This window comes from Wolbachia endosymbiont of Drosophila aff. chauvacae BK-2020 (assembly GCF_032848195.1).
Taxonomy (GTDB): domain Bacteria; phylum Pseudomonadota; class Alphaproteobacteria; order Rickettsiales; family Anaplasmataceae; genus Wolbachia; species Wolbachia pipientis.
The window spans coordinates 193,068-211,202 of the sequence record NZ_CP136586.1; the positions used below are offsets into that span (position 1 = coordinate 193,068).

Here is an 18,135-nt window from a genome sequence, read left to right on the forward strand (position 1 = left end):
ATATAAACGAACCAAGAAAAGTATTCTAAATGAAATAAAGGATACTTTTAAGCAAAAAAATCCTCACCATTTACTTAAATTTAATCAAAATGGTAGATAATCCAGCATTAAATAGAAATTATCGGAGGCATAATGAAAAATTTTCTTCTACTTGTGGCGTTAATTCTCTTCTTTGCATTTGATAATGCTTTTGCTAGCAGTGTTACTGATGACGCAACGTCAAATACAATATGCAAAATAGTAGGCTATACTCACGGCATAGGTGGACCGATAATCACAATAGTAATAATTGGTGCAGCATTGCTTGCAATATTTGGCAGAATGCCGTGGCCAGCGCTTTTTGCACTCGGTGCATTTACTGCTGTGTTTTTTGGTGCGCCTGTAGTTGTTTCAAAAATAGTACCAGGCGGTGTGATTTGTAAAAATGGTGCAACTGCTTGCTCTGATGGTAAAGTATGGAATGCAACAACAAATACATGCAACTAGGCACTAAAATTTCAGAAAAACATTAGCTAAATGGTGCTCCTTAAAGGAGCACCATTATTCCGCAATTGTATAAATGTTGTCCAAGTGAATAACACTGAGATCCGGGAATTTTTATAAACTGATAGGATGACAAATTTACTAGAACCCTCACCATTTACTTAAATTTAATCAAAGCGATAGATAACCAAACATGAAACAGAAATTATAGGAGGCGTAATGAAAAATTTTCTTCTACTTGTGGCGTTAATTCTCTCCTTTGCGTTTGATGCAAATGCTAATACTAGTGGTGGCACCACCAACACCGTTTTTGTTGATGAAAGTGATATAACATCATCAGTGATATGCAAGATAATAGGCTATACTCACGGCATAGGTGGGCCGATGATCGCAATAGTGATAATAGGTGCAGCTTTGCTTGCGATATTTGGCAGAATGCCATAGCCAGCGCTTTTTGCACTCGGTGCATTTACTGCTGTGTTTTTTGGCGCTCCTGTAGTCGTTTCAAAAATAACACCAGGAGGTGTGATTTGTGAAGACGGTGCAGTAGTGAATAATCCATAGAAATTATAGAAGGCGTAAACGTAGTTTTCTTTACTTGAAAGTGGTAAGTTTTACCACTTTCAGTGTCTATAACTACCTAATAAATTCTCTTTCTGTAATCATATCAGTTAAAGTCTGGATTCCAGCGCCACGCGCTAGAATGACAAGGCTGATCGTCATGTCACCGCGAACCGTCATACCGCGATTCATTCGCGGTATCTCAGCCGCTAACAAGTAGCGGGATGACGGTTGTCGTTTAGCCATAAATATTTAAGAAATTTACCAAACGAAAAAAAAGGCAAAAGAAGCCCTGGTCATTGTCTATTTTCAGTATTGGCGTTTTTTAAGTCTTAAACACTGCAATTTAGCTGCTTTTGAATGCAACTCACCTTAGTTTGAATGTTTAAGAAATTTACTAAGCAGAAAAAAAGGCAAAAGAAACCCCGTGTTAGCTAGTTGTCACTCCCTAATCCTGCAAATTGGCGTACTATACTGTCTTAAACGACTTATAAGCGCGTTTCAGCTTGTGTAGGTAAAAACCTAGAAATATTGTGAAGACATAAGGTGCACATAGTGCAAAAAATTAAAAATAAGACGCCAACTACGTTGTTTTCTTGCTGTTTAATCTGCACAGATAAAGATAACTGAATACCTTCAGTATCATGATAAGGGGGCTGGCGAGGTTTGTCAAGGAAGTTTTGCATTTAATTCATTTGATAATTCAAAAAACTTGAAAGAATAAAGATAGCTATTGAAATTATCTTGATTTACATCAGTTATCCAAGTTTGACATTGAATACTTAACACTTCCTCCATTAACGCCTTTCTGTAATGTTTATCCAGATGAGACATTATATCATCAAGTAGAAGAAGTGGTGCCTTATTGTAATGAATACACCTTGCTTTTACACTGGATAAAATAATAGAAAGCAGTAATAACTTTTGTTCTCCAGTGGAGCACAGATTTATTGGTACGTTTCTTTTTTGACAAAAACCCGAAAATTATCGTTATGCACACCAAAGGTTACTCTACCAGTCAATGAATCTTTTTCTCTGTTTTCCTTTAGACGATTCTGAAAATATTCTGCAGTATCGTCCAAAGTTAGCTGGCTGCTGAATTTCAAACTTGCCTTCGGAAAAAACTCACTGGAATGGTTATCAATTGTGTCTTGTAGTGTCTTTAAAACAGACGATCGCATACGTAAAATACTAACTGCATTAACGGCCATTATGTTTTCAAGACTAGAGAGCCAATTTTCGTCCAAGGTGTTCTCTCTCAACAGTTTACTTCGCTCACGTTTAGCTTTGCTGTGTTTCATGTAGCAGCAAGTGTAATTTTCCTCAAACAGTGAGACTATACGGTCTAAAAATTTTAATCTGTCACTTGGAGAATTAAGAAGAACATAGTCCATTTGTGGAATCAGCCATATTACATTGGATATCTTATACAAAGATGAATAACTCGATTGCGTTTTTCCATCAATTTGTATTAGTTTCTTATCAAAACTCTTTGCGATACCAATTGAATTAAAATCCATTCCATTAAAAAAATCATAGTGCACTACCCAATCTTCATTACTGAATCTATTTTGTATCTCACTGGCTTTTGCTTTTTTCATTCCATTGCTTTTAGCAAGCAACGAGATTGCTTCAAGTATATTAGTTTTACCAATACCGTTTTTGCCAGTTATTACAACTGAGCTATCATCTGAATCCAGTTCAAAGTTTGAGTGGCTACGAAAATTATGTAATTTCAGCTTTTTTATGTAGCAATGGGTAGCCATTAACCTATTCTTTAGTTTATATTCTCTTTACTTCTTCCAGAACCTCATCAACATGTCCACTAACTTTTACATTTTTCCAGATCTTCACTATTTTACCTTTTTTATCTATTAAAAAAGTAGTGCGTTCTATTCCCATATACTTTTTGCCAAACATACTTTTCTCTACCCAAACACCATATTTTCCCAACATTTCAGCATTCTCATCAGAAACTAAAGAAAACGGCAGAGAATATTTTGCTTTGAAGTTAGTGTGACACTTAACACTATCTTTTGATACACCAATTATCACTGTGTCAAGGAAAGAAAAATCATCTATTTTATCTCTAAAGCCTTTTGCCTCCATTGTACAACCCGGAGTATCGTCTTTAGGATAAAAATAAAGAACTACATTTTTTTTATCAAAAAATTCACTCAGTGATAAATTTTCACCAGAATCTGCTGGCAAGCTAAAATCGGGTGCATTATTTCCTACTGCTAATTCCATACCTTGCTCCATTAATAACACTTCCATCTACAGTAGTATATTGTAGTCAGAGTATCAAATTTTATATATAGCTAACAGATAAGATTCTTGATGGGGGCTTATTGATGAATTTCTGCCTACCTTCTCGGCTTGCCGCTCTTGATAAAGTGTGGTTTTCGTCTGATGTAAGGCCATATCAAATAGATCCTATTAAAAATCAATCGAATCTTCACATGTTTGTTCTTCATAAAAGAAGTTCAATGTTATCGTAGTACCAAGTTTTGCTTCACTTTTAATGTCAAAAGTTCCACCCATTAACTCTACTAATTTCTTGCTTAGCGGCAATCCGATGCCCGTACCTTCGTTTCTATACCCCGAATCTGCTTGGCCAAAAACAGACATAACTTTATATATGTCCTGCTGCATTATTCCTATTCCATTGTCATGAAACTCAATAGTTAATAAGTTTTTTTCTATATTTTCTTTTATCACCATTCTTATTAAACCATCTTTGGGAGTAAACTTGATTGAGTTTGATAATAAATTTATTATAACTTGTTTCATTCTCTTGGGATCTGCAATGACTAATAATTGTTTATTAGTCATCTCTTTTTTTAAATTAATCCCGGCTTCTTTTAATTTAGGCAATAGCATATTTACACATGAATCTATTATTTTGTTCAGGTTAAACTTCACTTTTTCTACTGTTAAACTACTTGATTCAGCTTTTGAAAAATCTAACACATCATTAATTAAGGCAAGTAAGTGTGTCCCTGCATTATATATATCGTCTGCATACTCCTTGTATTGAGAGTTATCCATTGAACCTAAAGTTTCATTTTTGATCAACTCTGCAAATCCAATAATAGCATTAAGAGGTGTGCGTAATTCATGTGTAACGCTTGCAAAAAACTTTAGCTTGTTTGCATTTTCTTGCTCTAATGTCTCTTTTATCTGCTGTAATTCAATGTTAGTTTTATGTTGCTTGGCTAGCATTTGGGTATTAGAAAAGTGCAAATAGAACATTATTAATATTAAGATTATTAATAATAGGCCCAAAAATGTTAAAAACAGGCCATATGCTATAACATAAGAATTATTGTAGTTTCGAAGAATCTTCAAAAAAAACGACGGTTTAACGCTATTTTCATGGAATATAGGGAAAATAGAAGTTAATGTATTTCCTGTAGTATAAAATATTTCTTGGTTACTTAATAGTTTATCAATTTCATCGTTTGTAAGTAACTGTTCATAATCACAATCTTGAGTGTTAAAATTACTGAATATTATTCTGCCGTTTTGATCATACAGTATTAAGCTGAAATCCTTTACTTTGCTCACTGATTGTAATAATTCAGCACGTAGTTTTACTAGTTGGTTTATGTAGTCAAAATTTTTGTATTTAATGTGATGCTTTTCTATTAGTAAATAATGGTATTTTTTTATTATGCCATTTTCCAGTACGCTTTTTAAGTTTACACTTGAATCACGGTAAGAAGAAAGGAAATTACTCCTTAGTAAATGATTACAATATATCACACTGAATAAAATCATAAAGATCGATGAGAGTAATACAATAACTTTTGTGTATTTGTTTTTCTTCAACGCAGAAAACATCAATTTACCTAGCTTATACATATCCTTCTTATTGTGAAACAACGGTTTTTATGTTATTAATAATAAAATTTAGCATATAATATTTTATGACAATTTCTCCTATTTTGCCAGTTTATTCTCCTGTTAATATAAATTTTTCTCATGGCAAAGGTATCTACCTATATGATGTTGATGGTGAGCGCTACGTAGATTTTCACTCCGGAATAGCCGTTAGTAGCTTAGGTCACACTCATTCGCGATTAATTAGTGCTCTTAAATTGCAAGGAGAAAAATTATGGCATATATCAAATACCTATAATATACCTGCTGCCAATAATTTTGCAGAAAAATTAATAAACAATAGTTTCGCTGACACTGTATTTTTCTCAAATTCTGGATCAGAGGCAGTAGAATGTGGACTTAAGATTGCTAGGATCTATCAAAATGGAAAAGGCAATAAAAATCGTCACAGAATTTTAACATTTCATGGTGCATTTCATGGAAGAACCTTTTTAACTTGTGCTACAAACGATAAACAGAAATTTTCTGAATTACTAAATCCCTACATTGATTGGTGTGATAACATCGAGCCCAATATTGAGAGCGTAAAGAAAGCAATTTCAAGTGGTATAGGCGTTATATTAATAGAACCAATACAAGGGCAAGGTGGTATCAAAGTAATGAATGAAGTCTTTATGAAAGAACTAAGAAGGCTGTGTGATGAAAATGACATATTGTTATTTTTTGATTGCGTACAATGCGGTGCTGGTAGGACAGGAAAATTATTCGCATACGAACATATAGGAGTGGAACCTGATATATGTGCTCTTGCAAAGGGAATAGGCGGGGGGTTTCCGCTGGGGGCTTGTCTTGCAACTGAAAATGCTGCTAAATATATGGCGGTCGGTATGCACGGTTCCACTTGTGGTGGCAATCCGCTTGCAACCTCAGTAGGTAATGCTGTGCTCGAAGAATTGCTCAGCCCCGGCTTTTTGAAAAATGTTGAAATCAGAGGTAAATACTTAAAAAATAAACTAGAAGACTTAGCAAGTAAATTTCCAATAATAGAGGAAGTAAGAGGGCAAGGGTTAATGCTTGGAATAAAAGTGAAAGCAGACAATCAAAAGTTTGCAGAAGAGTTAAGTCATCGCGGCTTGCTTACTGTTGGGGTAACATCAGATAACGTTGTGAGAATTTTACCTCCACTCATTATCACTGAAAAAGAGATTGATGAAGGCATCGAGATTTTGACTCAATATTTATCTGAGAAATCTTCTGATTAGATACTTGCATTAATATGAACGACAATCTGGTATGCTTAGGAATTATTACCTCTCCTCACGGAATTAAAGGAGCTGTTAAAGTAAAAACCTTTACTGAAAAGCCTGAAAATATCTCCTTATATGGTAAGCTAATAAGTGGTGATGAGAATTATAAAATAGACTCAGTATCCGTCATAGGTGATAATTTAGTAATAGCTACAATAAGCGGAGTAAATTCCCGTAATGAAGCAGAGCTTTTAAGGAATAAGAAGCTATATATAGAAAGAAGCAAGTTACCAGAGCTAAATGATGAGGATGAATTTTACCAAAGTGACCTTGTAGATATGGAAGTAAGGCTGAAAAGTAATGAATTATATGGCTATGTAAAATCTGTGTATAATTTCGGCTCAGGGGATATATTAGAAATTTTAGTTATCAGCACAAAAAAACGTATTATGCTGTCTTTCACTAAAGAGATATTTCCACATATAAATATAAAGGGGAGGTATATAGTATTAAATATACCAGAATTTATTGACTAATAAAGACTTTGATATTTATATAAAGCTATTTATAATTATAAGATCAAATTGAAAATGTAATTATGGCAGAAAGAGCTAACGATATCAGACCAGGTCAGGTGTTGGAACATAACGGCGGATTATTTTTGGTTGTAGGTATTATGCATACTCAACCTGGTAAAGGTGGTGCATACATACAAGCCGAAATGAAAAACATCAAAACCGGAGCAAAACACTATGAAAGATTTCGTTCTGATGCAACAATCAGAAGGGCAATTTTAGATGAAGAGGAATATGTTTACCTTTTCACTGAAGGAAACATTGTAAATCTTATGCATCCAAGTAATTACGAGCAAATCACTATAAATTTGGACTTATTGGGAGAAAAAAAAATTTATTTACAGGATAACATGAAAATTAAAGTTGTAGCTTATCAAGACAAAATAATTTCTGCGCATGTGCCTGATTATGTTACACTTGCTGTGAAAGAAACAGAGTCTGTTATTAAAGGACAAACTGCTACTGCTTCTTATAAGCCTGCAATTTTGGAAAACGGAATGCGCGTTAACGTGCCTCAATTTATAAAAGAAGAGGATAAAATTGTAGTATATACTCCAGGTGACAGCTATTATGAAAGAGTGAAAGAGTAAAAGGAAGAATGTCCCTCTCATCACCACGAATTAATGTGATGCTTGATTCTGTGCGTAATGCTTCCAAGCAGCTTATGCGCGATTTTAATGAATTGCAAATTTCTAATGTTAAATCAGCAGACTTTATTAATAAAACTTATTCAAAATCCAAGCAAACCATATACGATTGCTTGCACGACTACAAACGAGACTATGGTTTTATTTTTGAAGATGATACTGATCAAGAAGTAAAAGATAACACTTATACCTGGTTTATTATGCCTATAGAGGGCAGGGAGAACTTTTCTAGTTGCATGGTTTATTTTGCAGTATCAGTCTGTCTCATTCATAAAAATAAAGTTGTGGCAGCTGTAATTGATGCTCCGGCTCTTAGAGAAACTTTTTGGGCAGAAGAAAAGAAAGGTGCTTTTCTTGAGGATTTTAGATCTCGTCATGTAAAAATGCGAGTGAAAAGCCGTGAAGGGGGTCTAATAGATGTAAGTGGTAATTTGTTAAATAAATTGCTGCCTGGCAATAGTAATGTACGCTCCATAGGTTCAACAATTTTAGGCTTTGCATACCTTGCGGCAGGAAGGCACAGTGGAATAATTTACTCTGGAGTTAACAAATATAAAGCCTTGCTCGGTAGACTTTTTCTGCAAGAAAGCGGTGGAAGGCTAACGGAAGACAACGGGCTAATCATTGCTGGAGATATAAAACTATAGCTAAAGTAATTTATGTTTACCTACAATTTGATAAGCGTAAAACTCGTCATTCCGCTACTTGTTAGCGGAATCCATGCTGAGATACCGCGAATAAATCGCGGTATGACGTAGGGCTGTACTAGCTATAGCATAAACAGGCTACAGAGATAGACAACTTTTCGAAAACTTTTACAAGAGATTCTGTTAAATGCTCTATCATTTCATCGGTATGATAAGGTGTAGGGGTAATACGGAAACGCTCAGTTCCTCTTGGAACTGTCGGGTAATTTATATGTTGAACATATATTCCATACTCATCAAATAATAATTTTGATGCTTTTTTGGATAACTCTGAGTTGCCAATTATTATTGGAATTATATGAGTTTCTGTTGGAATGAAGTTAATTCCTGCATTTCTCAGTGAGTTTTTTACTTTTTCAACGACTTGCTTTTGCTTTTCCCTTTCAATGTTGCTCGATTTTAGGTGCTCAACGCTTGCCTTTGCTGCCGCTGCTAAAACAGGCGACATAGCAGTGGTAAAAATAAATCCTGGAGCGGAACTTCTTATTACATCTACCAAGCTCTTTGAAGACGCTATATACCCACCCATCACTCCAAAAGCCTTTGATAGTGTACCTTGAATAACGGTTATTCTATCCATCAGACCTTCTCTTTCTGCAATTCCGCCACCATGTGAACCATACATGCCAACTGCGTGCACCTCATCCAAATAGGTAATTGCATTATGTTGATCTGCCAGGTCGCATATTTCTTTAAGCGGAGCTACATCACCATCCATTGAATATACGGATTCAAGTGCTATTATTTTTGGTGTCTTTTTGTCTATAGACTTGAGTAACTGCTCTAGATGATTAACATCATTGTGTTTAAATATATGTTTTGGCCTTTTTCCTGATTTTATGCCTTCTATCATCGAAGAATGGTTCTTCTCGTCTGAAAAAATTACTACGCCCGGAATAACAGACGATAAAGTGCTAAGTGTTGTCTGGTTAGCGAGGTAGCCACAAGCAAAAGTTAAAGCAGCCTCTTTTTTATGCAAACAAGCTAAGGATTTTTCAAGTTCAACAACCTCTTTTGTTGTACCAGATATATTTCTTGTTCCTCCAGCACCAACAGATGAATTTTGGATAGCGGCAATTACACTCTCATTTTGTGACATTCCCAAATAGTTATTACTGCACCAGACTATTACTTCCCTATTTCTTTCATAGTCCATAATGTGGGGGAGCCTACCTGGTAATGACGCAAAGTGCGTAAATTCACGGTAGCGCCCCTCATCTTTTATATCTTTTATTTTATTCAAGAATATTTCTTCGTAGTTTACCAAGTCCTTATTTACCGATAATTAACATAATTATAATAAATTATTAAATGGTAAACTACTATATTTATTATACATGTACGGCAGTAGGTACTTTCCCCGTGTTGAAAGGTTTGTCAACCTTGTTGTTTTCAACTTGGCTTTTAGGCGTACAGCAGTATATAATTGCAGCGGCAACCAGACAACAAGCTCCAACTGCTATTCCTGCAGCTAGCATTTCCAAATAAACTGCAATAGCTACTCCTGAAACAACTCCAGCTACTGCTAACGTCCATGTAGCTATGGTAGGCCACTTACTCTTTTGCGTATTTTGTGTTGCAGTAATAGAGGTTGATTGATTGTTTATAGCACTAGTTTTTTCTACTGCTGCAGGCTTTTCCTTACTGTTAATAACACCTCCAATTGTAGACACATTGTCAGCATTCGAAGAAACTTCACTTACCCCCAACTTCTTTTCACAACCCGTAATTTCTGGAGTTGTGGTAAGTGTACTATTGCTTCCGGTATTATTAGAACTTGTAGATTGGTCTCCTGAATTTGGCAAATCGTTGTTCAGTGAAATATTAACATTACCTTGTTTTGTATTATGGTTTTTAATTTCTTTTTTAATTTCTTCTACTTTACCCTTAAAGGGACCGTCTTTATTTTTTACATATTGTAGTACAAGAGTAGGAGAGTTACTTTTTAGAATATTTTCGAGTTCTTCTCTTGAGTTAGTACTGGTTTTGCTTATAAGTCCATCAATCTTTTTCTTAACAGGACTGGCAAGTTGCTTAACACCTTTTTTTCCGCTGCCTTTTTTGATTTCACCCTCCTCAAAATTATTAATTAAAGGCTCCTGCGTTGAAACCCCTGTGTTATTTAAGATAGCATTTTCTTCCTCCCCTGCAAGAACATTTTTTTCTGTCTGTTGACTGCCAGCACTTTTGGATTTTGGGTTTCTTTGACTGCTTGGTTGATTGTTATTCTCTTCATTTACTACAGCCGTATCGCCTTTTGTAACAGGTGATACTGCATTATCACTGCTGCTTCTTTTATTAACTTGTGTATTCGCTTGTGTCTGTATATTTGCTTTACTGGAAGTATTGATTAATTTACTACTTTCTAACAAATTTCTAATTAGATATAGATGACTCAAAGTATCGCTATTTTTTTGATACTCATTACGAGTCATACTTGGAGAAAGTTCCATACTTATTTTTTCAAGCTGTTCTGCAATTACTGGTAAAGCTTTCTCAAATTCTTCCTTGCATATTGCCTGAAGAGCTGCGAATTTTAGGTCAACATGCTGACATAAGGGTACAACAACTCCATAACTAGCTTCTTTTATTGCATTTCTCAGTATATTTTGTATGGTTTGCCTGACTACTTGCTGTTTATTATTGAGTATGCTTTGATAAATTTGAACATGAGCTAGAACACTGACTATAATGTCTTGACTTTCAGTATTAGACAATGCAATCAGAATTGATTCATATATTTCATCAAACTCGTTGTTTTTAGATTTATGATCAAGATAATTAATAACATCATTGCTGCATTTAGCACATTTTTCACACAAGTGCTCGATAAATGCAATATTACCAGCATCCAATGCAGTTTTCAGAATTAAATCATAAATTTCTTTTCTGCCACGAGCTCCTATGTTTTTCAGGATTTGTTGCCTTAGTATTGTAATAACTTTATCATCTGCAAATGCTTGTTCATATACATCGTAAATGGCACGATCTGCACTATTAGTGTATCGTTTGCACAGGTATTCAATGACAGATGTGTGTTCCTGGCTTATCGCAGTTTCTAACAAGGTAGCAGAGCTCTTTTTTAATAACTCTTCTGTTGAGGCTTTTTTAGTTAGCTCATTAATATATCTTTCAAATGCATCTAGCACTATCGTGATGAATTCTTCATTTTTGATCAGAGATGCTGTTTCAAGCGCACCATACAAAGGATTAGGTTTACTTGTTTTTAACACCTGTCCAAAATCTCTTAAAACGTATTCGACAAAAACTGTCTCTAGTAATTCTTGCTCTTTTCTTAGTGCTATAACTGAGAAAAAGTCAATCTTATTAGGTTCGACAAGTTGTATAGCTTGACCTTTTAATCTTCCATAAACTCCATCAGTACCATGGAATTTTTCTATAAAAGCTTCAATATATTTTTGACCACCAACAAGTACAGGTAAAAGACTTAAATTTTCTTCAGCAAAAAGAAAATCCTGATATTGCTCTACTAGCTTGTCATTAGCTGCAATTGCCAATAATACCAATTCTTTTACTGAATAATCACACTCAAAATTCTCCTGATCAAATTTATACTGTGATAGTACATTTGAGTATATATGTTGATGATCGCTTCTATCTTGTAAATCTAAGTTAAGTTGTTGCTCACAAAAACTCTTTAAATTTACATTATCCAGCGTAATAGACCTGCCTTCATAATCTTCAATATTTTGTACAACCTTGTCTAGTTCTTCACAATTATCTTCTTGTATAGCTTGATTTAGGATATTTGTTATTTCAGCGAAAGTTAAGCTTTTAGGAATGGTATCAAATGAACCTTCATCTTTTGATTCTACGGTAAACGACCTATCATAACCATCAGGAAAGTTTGCAAGTATTGCATTCTCTAAACTTAGATCTTCAGAGGGTGTGCTACATGGAGTAGCTGGTATCTCTTGACTTTCGCTATCTAAAACTTCAAACTCTTCTTTAATACCTGAATCTTCAGAATCTGGTTTTTCAAAACCATGCCAACTTTTGATTAATCTTTCAGAATTTGATTGGCCCTGTGAAGTTGTATCCTGTGATACAAAGTCTCTAAAATTGGAACCAAACATGTTTTACCTCCTAACTAGCAGCTAAGCTAAGTATAGCATTAAACAGAAATCTTGCCAAGCAAATTATTCAATCTCTTAGCAAACAGACTTACATCATCCATCTCTTCACCTTCCACGATGCAAGCTTGGTAAAATAATAAATGAATCATGTCTTCCAATGTTGGGTTTTCACCACTTTCAGCATAAGATTTCATTATACTCTTTATTACAGGATGCTTAGTATTAATTTCAAGCACCTTTGGCGTGCGGTAATTTAGCTGCTTTTGTTCACGCAAAAAACGCTCCATGCGAAGATCCATAGCACCTTCATCAACCGCTAGGCATACGGGACTATCAGTCAATTTTTTGGAAATTTTTACGCTTTTTACTGAATCTCCAAGCACTGTGGTAAAATATTGCAGTATAGTTTCCTCAGTTTTTTCTTCATTCGATTTATTTTCTTCATCTGTCTTATCTTCTTCTGAAGAGAATTTTTCCAAATCAACATCTGCACGGGTTACAGACTTGATTTTCTGATCTTTGTATTCATGAATTACACTAGTCCAAAAGTCATCAACTGGATCAACAAATAGGAGCACTTCTAGTCCTTTACTGACGAATCCCTCAAGTTGCGGACTGTTTTTCACTGAATCCAAGCTATTTCCAGTGAGATAATAGATATGCTCCTGCTCAGGCTTCATTCTGCTTATATAGTCATCAATGCTGACTAATTTCTCATCACCAGTGCTATGAAATCTGCAAATCGAGAGCAGCGCTTCTCTCTCATCAGTTGGCATAGCTTCACAAAGACCCTCTTTTAATACTGCACCAAAATTGGTCCAGAATTTTGTGTACTCCTCTAAATTCTCTTTTGCCTTTTTACCGAGCTCTGATATCGCGCGTTTAGTGAGGGATTTCCTGATTTGCTCAACAACACGATTATTCTGCAACGTTTCTCTGCTGATATTAAGAGGTAAGTCCGGTGAATCAACAATACCTTTCAAGAAACGTAAATACTGCGGTATGATCTGTACATTATCTTCAGTGATAAATACTTTATTTACATATAACTTAACAGAGCAACGTCTATCTGGATGGAATAAATCAAAAGGTTTTATAGAAGGAACATAAAGCAAATTTGTATATTCTATTGCACCTTCATTTTTATTATGCAATATCATCCAGGGCTCCCCGCCAACGTGGGCAACACTGCGGAAAAAATCGTTGTGCTCCTCTTGAGTAACGTCATTTTTTGGCTTAGTCCAAATTGCAGCCTTACTGTTTAACTTTTCACTTTTTCCTTCTTCGTCTATAAATTCAACAGGAAAATTTATGTGATCAGAGTAAGTAGTGACAATATTTTCAACACGAAATTTATCTAAAAACTCGTTTTCTTCAGGATGCATAATGAGCGTAATTTTGGTTCCGCGAGGGACTTGATTATCTGACTTGCTGATTGAATATTCCCCATCTCCTTTGGATTGCCAGATCCAAGACTCCTCTTCTCCAGCTTTTCTCGATTCTACTATTACTTCTGATGCAACCATAAAGCTTGAGTAAAAACCAACACCAAACTTCCCAATCAGCTCCACAGTTTGGCTTGAATCCTTGCTATTCTTAATCGCATCCAAGAACTTTTGCGTACCAGAGCTTGCAATTGTACCAAGATTGTCTATTAAATCCTGTCTATTCATTCCAATGCCATTATCAGTGATATATAGCTCGTTCTTATCTTTATTGGAGCTGATAGTGATTTTTAATTCGTCACTCAAATCTAGCAAATTAGGGTTTAGTTGAGATTCATAGCGCAACTTATCACATGCATCTGATGCATTTGATATTAATTCACGCAGAAAAATGTCTTTATTGGTGTAAAGTGAATGAATCACTATATTCAGTACTTTCCCTACCTCAGCGTCAAATTTTAAATTTTCAGTTTCTTGTACATTATGCATTTTGAGCTCCATTATTTGCCTACTACCCTAATAATTTAAGTATTGAATCACGATCTTTCAAGGTCACGTACACCAAAATTAATGTGGGTGTAGTTATTATGACACCCAATTTATGGGATCTCTTGCATAACAAACTTTTGGCAACGCATTGGATGAAACGAAAAACTTCCTTGACACCCTTCGCCAGCCCCCTTATCATGAAACTGAAGCTATTTATTTATCTTCGCAATCTCTGCAGTGGATTAATGACAAAAAAACTTAATGTATTTGGCGTAAATCATGCTTAATTTTTTGCACTATGTGCACCTCATGTCTTTATCAAATTTCTAGCTACACAAGCTGAAATACGCTATTTAAAACATCAAAAAACGCCAACTTAAAAAATGGATAGTGAATAATTAGCTACCCTAGGGTTTCTTTGCCTTTTTTTCTGTTTAGTAAATTTCTTAATGTTTATAATTTAGATTAGTTGCGGCTTAAAAGCGGCTGAGTCACGGTTATTAAGCGTTTAGAATAAAAAAACGCCATACTTGAAAGTATAATGTAAGTAACTAGCCAACCATCGGGCTTTTTTTGCCTTTTTTTTCGTTTGGTAAATTTTTTAATACTTAGATTAGTTGCAATTTAAGAGACCAGAAATGGTCAGTGCTTGGCACTGGAATAACGTCCTCCTTTGTTATCCCAGTGCCCAGACACTGGGATCCAGGAAACTTAATTGCAAGTAATGCATTGGATTTGGTGAGTATGGGTTTTATGTTATAGAATGAAACACTTTTGGTGAATTTGTAAAGAAAACTGGATCCCAGTGTTTGGGCACTGGGATGACAAGGTATAAACCTTATCGTCATGCCGCCGCGAACCGTCATACCGCGATTCATTCGCGGTATCTCAGCCGCTAACAAGAGATCCCGCTAACAAGTAGCGGGATGACGGTTGTCGTTCAGCCACAAACATTAAGAAATTTACCGAACGAAAAAAAAGGCAAAAGAAGCCCTGGGGTTATTATCCGCTTTAAAATATTGGCGTTTTTTATGTTTTAAACGCTTGACAAGCGAGATTCAGCCGCTTTTAATTGCAACTAACCTACGCTGCAAATGTTTAAGAAATTTACTAAGCAGAAAAAAAGACAAAGAATCCCCCGAGTTAGCTAGTCTTTTACTATCTCTGTCGAGTATTGGCATTTTTTGATGTCTTGTAACGCTTTATAAGCGCGTTCAGCTTATTTAGATAAAAATCTAGATGTAGATGAAGTTTTGTAAAGACATACAGTATCTATATACTGCAAAAAATTGAACATAAGACGCCGATACATTAAGTAATCCTTACCTTTTAATCTGCAGATTGGCGAAAGCAAATACAATAGTTTCAGTTTCATGATAAGAGGGCTGGCGGAGTTTGTCAAGCAAGTTTTTTCGTTTCTATTCCCAATAAAAGTTTGTTATATGGTTATGCAAGAAGTCTAATGCATCGCGGTATGACGTCTTAGCTATAGATGCTGGTTTGTGTGATTTCAAGAGAAGTTTAGTAGATAAGTTGTGTTTTAAACCAGATTCGGTATTTTAAACTGAACATTTTCAGTAATACCACCTGGCATAACTGAAATTTTTACACTCAGGTTTACTTTTAGGTAGTCTATTAATTCATCAACTAATATGTCAGGAGCGGAAGCACCTGCGGTGATTCCTATCTTTTCTACGCCCTGAAACCAGCTTTTATTCACACAGCTGTAATTATCAATCAAGTAGGCTCTTTTTCCTCTGGCAGTGCACAGATCTAATAAGCGGTTTGAATTTGAGCTATTTTTACTTCCTACAACTAATACCATGTCTACAATTTCAGCTAGCTTTTTAACAGCATTTTGTCTGTTTTGCGTTGCATAGCATATGTCCTTTAAATCTGGACCTGTTATGCCTGGAAACCTTAATTTCAAGGCAGCAATAATGTCACGGGTATCGTCGATGCTTAACGTAGTTTGTGTAACATAAGACAAATTATCTGGATCTTTAACCTTTAAATCATATACATCCTGCAAAGTTTGCACTAAAGTGATAGGATTGTTTACTCTTCCCCTAATTCCCTTAACTTCTGGATGGTTTTCATGCCCAATGAGAATTAATTCTTTACCACTGTTTTCATACTTTTTTGCTTCTTTATGCACTTTGTTGACTAAAGGACATGTTGCATCAATCACTTGAATACCCTTTCTTTTTGCCTCATCTTCTATATTTTTTGATACTCCGTGCGCGCTGAAGATCAGTATTCCTTCATTATCTTCAATTTCCTCGATACTGCTTACAAAAACCACTCCTTGTTTCTTAAAGTCCTCTACTATATATTTATTGTGAACAATTTCGTGTAGCACATAAACTTGGCGCTCGTTTTTGTATTTTTCTAAAGTAATAGCTAATATGTCCACAGCTCTTTTTACCCCGGCACAAAAACCTCGTGGTTCAGCTAAGATGATTTCCATTTTTGTCAAATCAAGTAAATATGCAAGCATTACTTAAAAATAAGCTCCGCTCACTGTGTTTTATAGTACCATTATTTATATTTTATATAATAATTATTTTTCGCATATTCTCTTTAACATTTGATCAACTTACTACTTCAGAAAATTTTAGAAAAGATAATATAGTACATAAACAACCTGATATTTTAGATAGAAATGGAGTGGTAATAGCAACAAATGTGCCCACAACATCACTATATATAGATGCAACCAAAGTAAAGAATCCGGAAAGTATAGCAGCACAACTGTGTTCTACTTTGCATGACCTCGAATACAAGAACTTATATAGAGTACTTACTTCAGAAAAGAAATTTGCTTGGATAAAGCGGCACTTGACTCCAAAAGAATTACTAGCGATCAAAAACGCTGGTGTACCAGGAGTAAATTTTGATGACGACATAAAGCGTATATATCCTCACAGTAATTTATTTTCACACGTGCTTGGTTACACTGACATAGATGGCAATGGTATTGCAGGAGTTGAGGCGTATATAAGTAAAAACAATGAGCAAGAAAAGCCCATAATACTATCCTTAGATACACGAGTGCAAAGCATAGTGCATGAAGAGCTAACTAAAGCTGTAAGCAGATATCAGGCACTTGGCGGAGTAGGAATTGTTTTAAATGTGAGAAATAGTGAAGTTATCTCGATGGTCAGCCTACCTGATTTTAATCCCAACTTACAGAATAAGGCAGAAGACGTACAAAAGTTTAATCGCGCCAGTCTTGGGGTATATGAGATGGGGTCGGTATTAAAATACTTTACAATAGCCGCAGCGCTTGATGCGAACGCTACAAAAACTAGCGATTTATATGACGTATCAACACCAATCACCATCGGAAAGTATAAAATTCAGGATTTTCATAAATCTAAAATTCCAAAAATTACTGTGCAAGATATATTTGTAAAATCATCCAACATTGGTGCAGCAAAAATTGCAGTCAAACTAGGTATTGAAAAACAGGTAGAATACTTTAAAGCTATGAAGCTATTTTCTCCTTTGAAAATAGAAATACCAGAAAAATCCACACCGATAATCCCGGATAAATGGAGTGAAACCACTTTAATAACAGCATCTTATGGTTATGGCATAGCTGTAACTCCTATACATCTTGCACAAACTGCAGCAGCATTAATCAACAATGGGATATTTCATAACGCAACCTTGATGTTGAATAAAAGAAGTATAGGAGAGCAAATTATCTCAAGAAGAACTTCCAGGGAAATGAGAAAATTATTACGTGCAGCAGTAACAGATGGCACTGGCAGAAAAGCAAAAATAAAGGCATATTCAATAGGAGGAAAAACTGGATCGGCGGAAAAAGTTGTAGATGGTAAATATAGCAAAGATGCAAACATAGCATCATTTATAGGAGTGCTAACTATGCTTGACCCAAGGTACATAGTGCTAATTGCTATTGATGAGCCTCAAGGGATGCACCATACCGGGGGAATAATTGCTGCGCCTATAGTAAAGAACATTATAAATAGAATAGCGCCTATACTAAATGTTACACCTGAGATGTAA

General features: G+C 35.2%; 13 protein-coding genes and 2 pseudogenes. 7 read left to right on the forward strand and 8 right to left on the reverse strand.

Going from position 1 to position 18,135, the window contains the following annotated elements:
• The first annotated feature begins 132 nt into the window (after nucleotides 1-132).
• Nucleotides 133-486 (forward strand): TrbC/VirB2 family protein, encoded by a 354-nt coding sequence (locus tag R0F62_RS00980; protein ID WP_274979345.1) that lies wholly within the window; start codon nucleotides 133-135, stop codon nucleotides 484-486.
• 216 nt (nucleotides 487-702) lie between these two features.
• Nucleotides 703-1,047: pseudogene (locus tag R0F62_RS00985) on the forward strand (TrbC/VirB2 family protein).
• A 666-nt stretch (nucleotides 1,048-1,713) separates the two neighbouring features.
• On the opposite strand, the pseudogene recF reads toward R0F62_RS00985, so the two are convergent.
• The 3 genes and pseudogenes from recF to R0F62_RS01000 form a co-directional block, all read right to left on the reverse strand.
• A pseudogene (gene recF / locus R0F62_RS00990) lies at nucleotides 1,714-2,810 on the reverse strand (DNA replication/repair protein RecF).
• A 16-nt stretch (nucleotides 2,811-2,826) separates the two neighbouring features.
• On the reverse strand, nucleotides 2,827-3,294 hold the full coding sequence (bcp, locus tag R0F62_RS00995; RefSeq protein ID WP_010963157.1) for a thioredoxin-dependent thiol peroxidase: 468 nt from the start codon (nucleotides 3,292-3,294) through the stop codon (nucleotides 2,827-2,829).
• 189 nt (nucleotides 3,295-3,483) lie between these two features.
• On the reverse strand, nucleotides 3,484-4,911 hold the full coding sequence (locus R0F62_RS01000) for a sensor histidine kinase (RefSeq protein WP_274979205.1): 1,428 nt from the start codon (nucleotides 4,909-4,911) through the stop codon (nucleotides 3,484-3,486).
• Between the two features lie 65 nt (nucleotides 4,912-4,976).
• Between R0F62_RS01000 and R0F62_RS01005 the strand changes: the two genes are divergently transcribed.
• The 4 genes from R0F62_RS01005 (at nucleotide 4,977) to R0F62_RS01020 (ending at nucleotide 8,006) form a co-directional block, all read left to right on the forward strand.
• A complete protein-coding gene (locus R0F62_RS01005; protein ID WP_274979206.1) occupies nucleotides 4,977-6,152 on the forward strand; it encodes an aspartate aminotransferase family protein in 1,176 nt (391 codons plus the stop codon).
• 14 nt (nucleotides 6,153-6,166) lie between these two features.
• Complete coding sequence (rimM, locus tag R0F62_RS01010) at nucleotides 6,167-6,673, forward strand: ribosome maturation factor RimM (RefSeq protein ID WP_006279718.1); 507 nt, start codon at nucleotides 6,167-6,169, stop codon at nucleotides 6,671-6,673.
• Between the two features lie 62 nt (nucleotides 6,674-6,735).
• The gene (efp, locus tag R0F62_RS01015) at nucleotides 6,736-7,302 is read left to right on the forward strand and encodes an elongation factor P (RefSeq protein WP_006279719.1); all 567 of its coding nucleotides are present in this window, start codon (nucleotides 6,736-6,738) and stop codon (nucleotides 7,300-7,302) included.
• A gap of 8 nt (nucleotides 7,303-7,310) precedes the next feature.
• Entirely contained in the window at nucleotides 7,311-8,006 is a 696-nt protein-coding gene (locus tag R0F62_RS01020) for an inositol monophosphatase family protein (protein ID WP_006279720.1), read from the forward strand.
• A gap of 118 nt (nucleotides 8,007-8,124) precedes the next feature.
• Here R0F62_RS01020 and hemA read toward each other — a convergent pair whose 3' ends face one another.
• The 5 genes from hemA to ispH form a co-directional block, all read right to left on the reverse strand.
• Nucleotides 8,125-9,333, reverse strand: a complete 1,209-nt coding sequence (gene hemA / locus R0F62_RS01025) for a 5-aminolevulinate synthase (RefSeq protein ID WP_006279721.1) — start codon at nucleotides 9,331-9,333, stop codon at nucleotides 8,125-8,127.
• 64 nt (nucleotides 9,334-9,397) lie between these two features.
• Nucleotides 9,398-12,163: a host RNA manipulator TomO gene (locus tag R0F62_RS01030; protein WP_316659901.1), complete on the reverse strand. Its 2,766-nt coding sequence runs from the start codon at nucleotides 12,161-12,163 to the stop codon at nucleotides 9,398-9,400.
• A 38-nt stretch (nucleotides 12,164-12,201) separates the two neighbouring features.
• The gene (gene htpG / locus R0F62_RS01035; RefSeq protein WP_095742876.1) at nucleotides 12,202-14,097 is read right to left on the reverse strand and encodes a molecular chaperone HtpG; all 1,896 of its coding nucleotides are present in this window, start codon (nucleotides 14,095-14,097) and stop codon (nucleotides 12,202-12,204) included.
• 608 nt (nucleotides 14,098-14,705) lie between these two features.
• Nucleotides 14,706-14,975, reverse strand: coding sequence for a hypothetical protein (locus R0F62_RS06660; RefSeq protein WP_244663114.1), 270 nt, complete (start codon nucleotides 14,973-14,975; stop codon nucleotides 14,706-14,708).
• Nucleotides 14,976-15,637: 662 nt separating this feature from the next.
• Nucleotides 15,638-16,567, reverse strand: a complete 930-nt coding sequence (ispH, locus tag R0F62_RS01045; RefSeq protein ID WP_274978999.1) for a 4-hydroxy-3-methylbut-2-enyl diphosphate reductase — start codon at nucleotides 16,565-16,567, stop codon at nucleotides 15,638-15,640.
• A gap of 20 nt (nucleotides 16,568-16,587) precedes the next feature.
• Between ispH and R0F62_RS01050 the strand changes: the two genes are divergently transcribed.
• Entirely contained in the window at nucleotides 16,588-18,135 is a 1,548-nt protein-coding gene (locus R0F62_RS01050) for a peptidoglycan D,D-transpeptidase FtsI family protein (protein WP_070357019.1), read from the forward strand.

What these genes read in the sequence shown, in the direction of transcription:
- R0F62_RS00980 (WP_274979345.1), top strand. Translation starts at nt 133, where the DNA reads ATGAAAAATTTTCTTCTACTTGTGGCGTTAATTCTCTTCTTTGCATTT.
- bcp (WP_010963157.1), bottom strand. Translation starts at nt 3,294, where the DNA reads ATGGAATTAGCAGTAGGAAATAATGCACCCGATTTTAGCTTGCCAGCA.
- R0F62_RS01000 (WP_274979205.1), bottom strand. Translation starts at nt 4,911, where the DNA reads ATGTATAAGCTAGGTAAATTGATGTTTTCTGCGTTGAAGAAAAACAAA.
- R0F62_RS01005 (WP_274979206.1), top strand. Translation starts at nt 4,977, where the DNA reads ATGACAATTTCTCCTATTTTGCCAGTTTATTCTCCTGTTAATATAAAT.
- rimM (WP_006279718.1), top strand. Translation starts at nt 6,167, where the DNA reads ATGAACGACAATCTGGTATGCTTAGGAATTATTACCTCTCCTCACGGA.
- efp (WP_006279719.1), top strand. Translation starts at nt 6,736, where the DNA reads ATGGCAGAAAGAGCTAACGATATCAGACCAGGTCAGGTGTTGGAACAT.
- R0F62_RS01020 (WP_006279720.1), top strand. Translation starts at nt 7,311, where the DNA reads ATGTCCCTCTCATCACCACGAATTAATGTGATGCTTGATTCTGTGCGT.
- R0F62_RS01030 (WP_316659901.1), bottom strand. Translation starts at nt 12,163, where the DNA reads ATGTTTGGTTCCAATTTTAGAGACTTTGTATCACAGGATACAACTTCA.
- htpG (WP_095742876.1), bottom strand. Translation starts at nt 14,097, where the DNA reads ATGCATAATGTACAAGAAACTGAAAATTTAAAATTTGACGCTGAGGTA.
- R0F62_RS06660 (WP_244663114.1), bottom strand. Translation starts at nt 14,975, where the DNA reads ATGAATCGCGGTATGACGGTTCGCGGCGGCATGACGATAAGGTTTATA.
- ispH (WP_274978999.1), bottom strand. Translation starts at nt 16,567, where the DNA reads ATGGAAATCATCTTAGCTGAACCACGAGGTTTTTGTGCCGGGGTAAAA.
- R0F62_RS01050 (WP_070357019.1), top strand. Translation starts at nt 16,588, where the DNA reads ATGCAAGCATTACTTAAAAATAAGCTCCGCTCACTGTGTTTTATAGTA.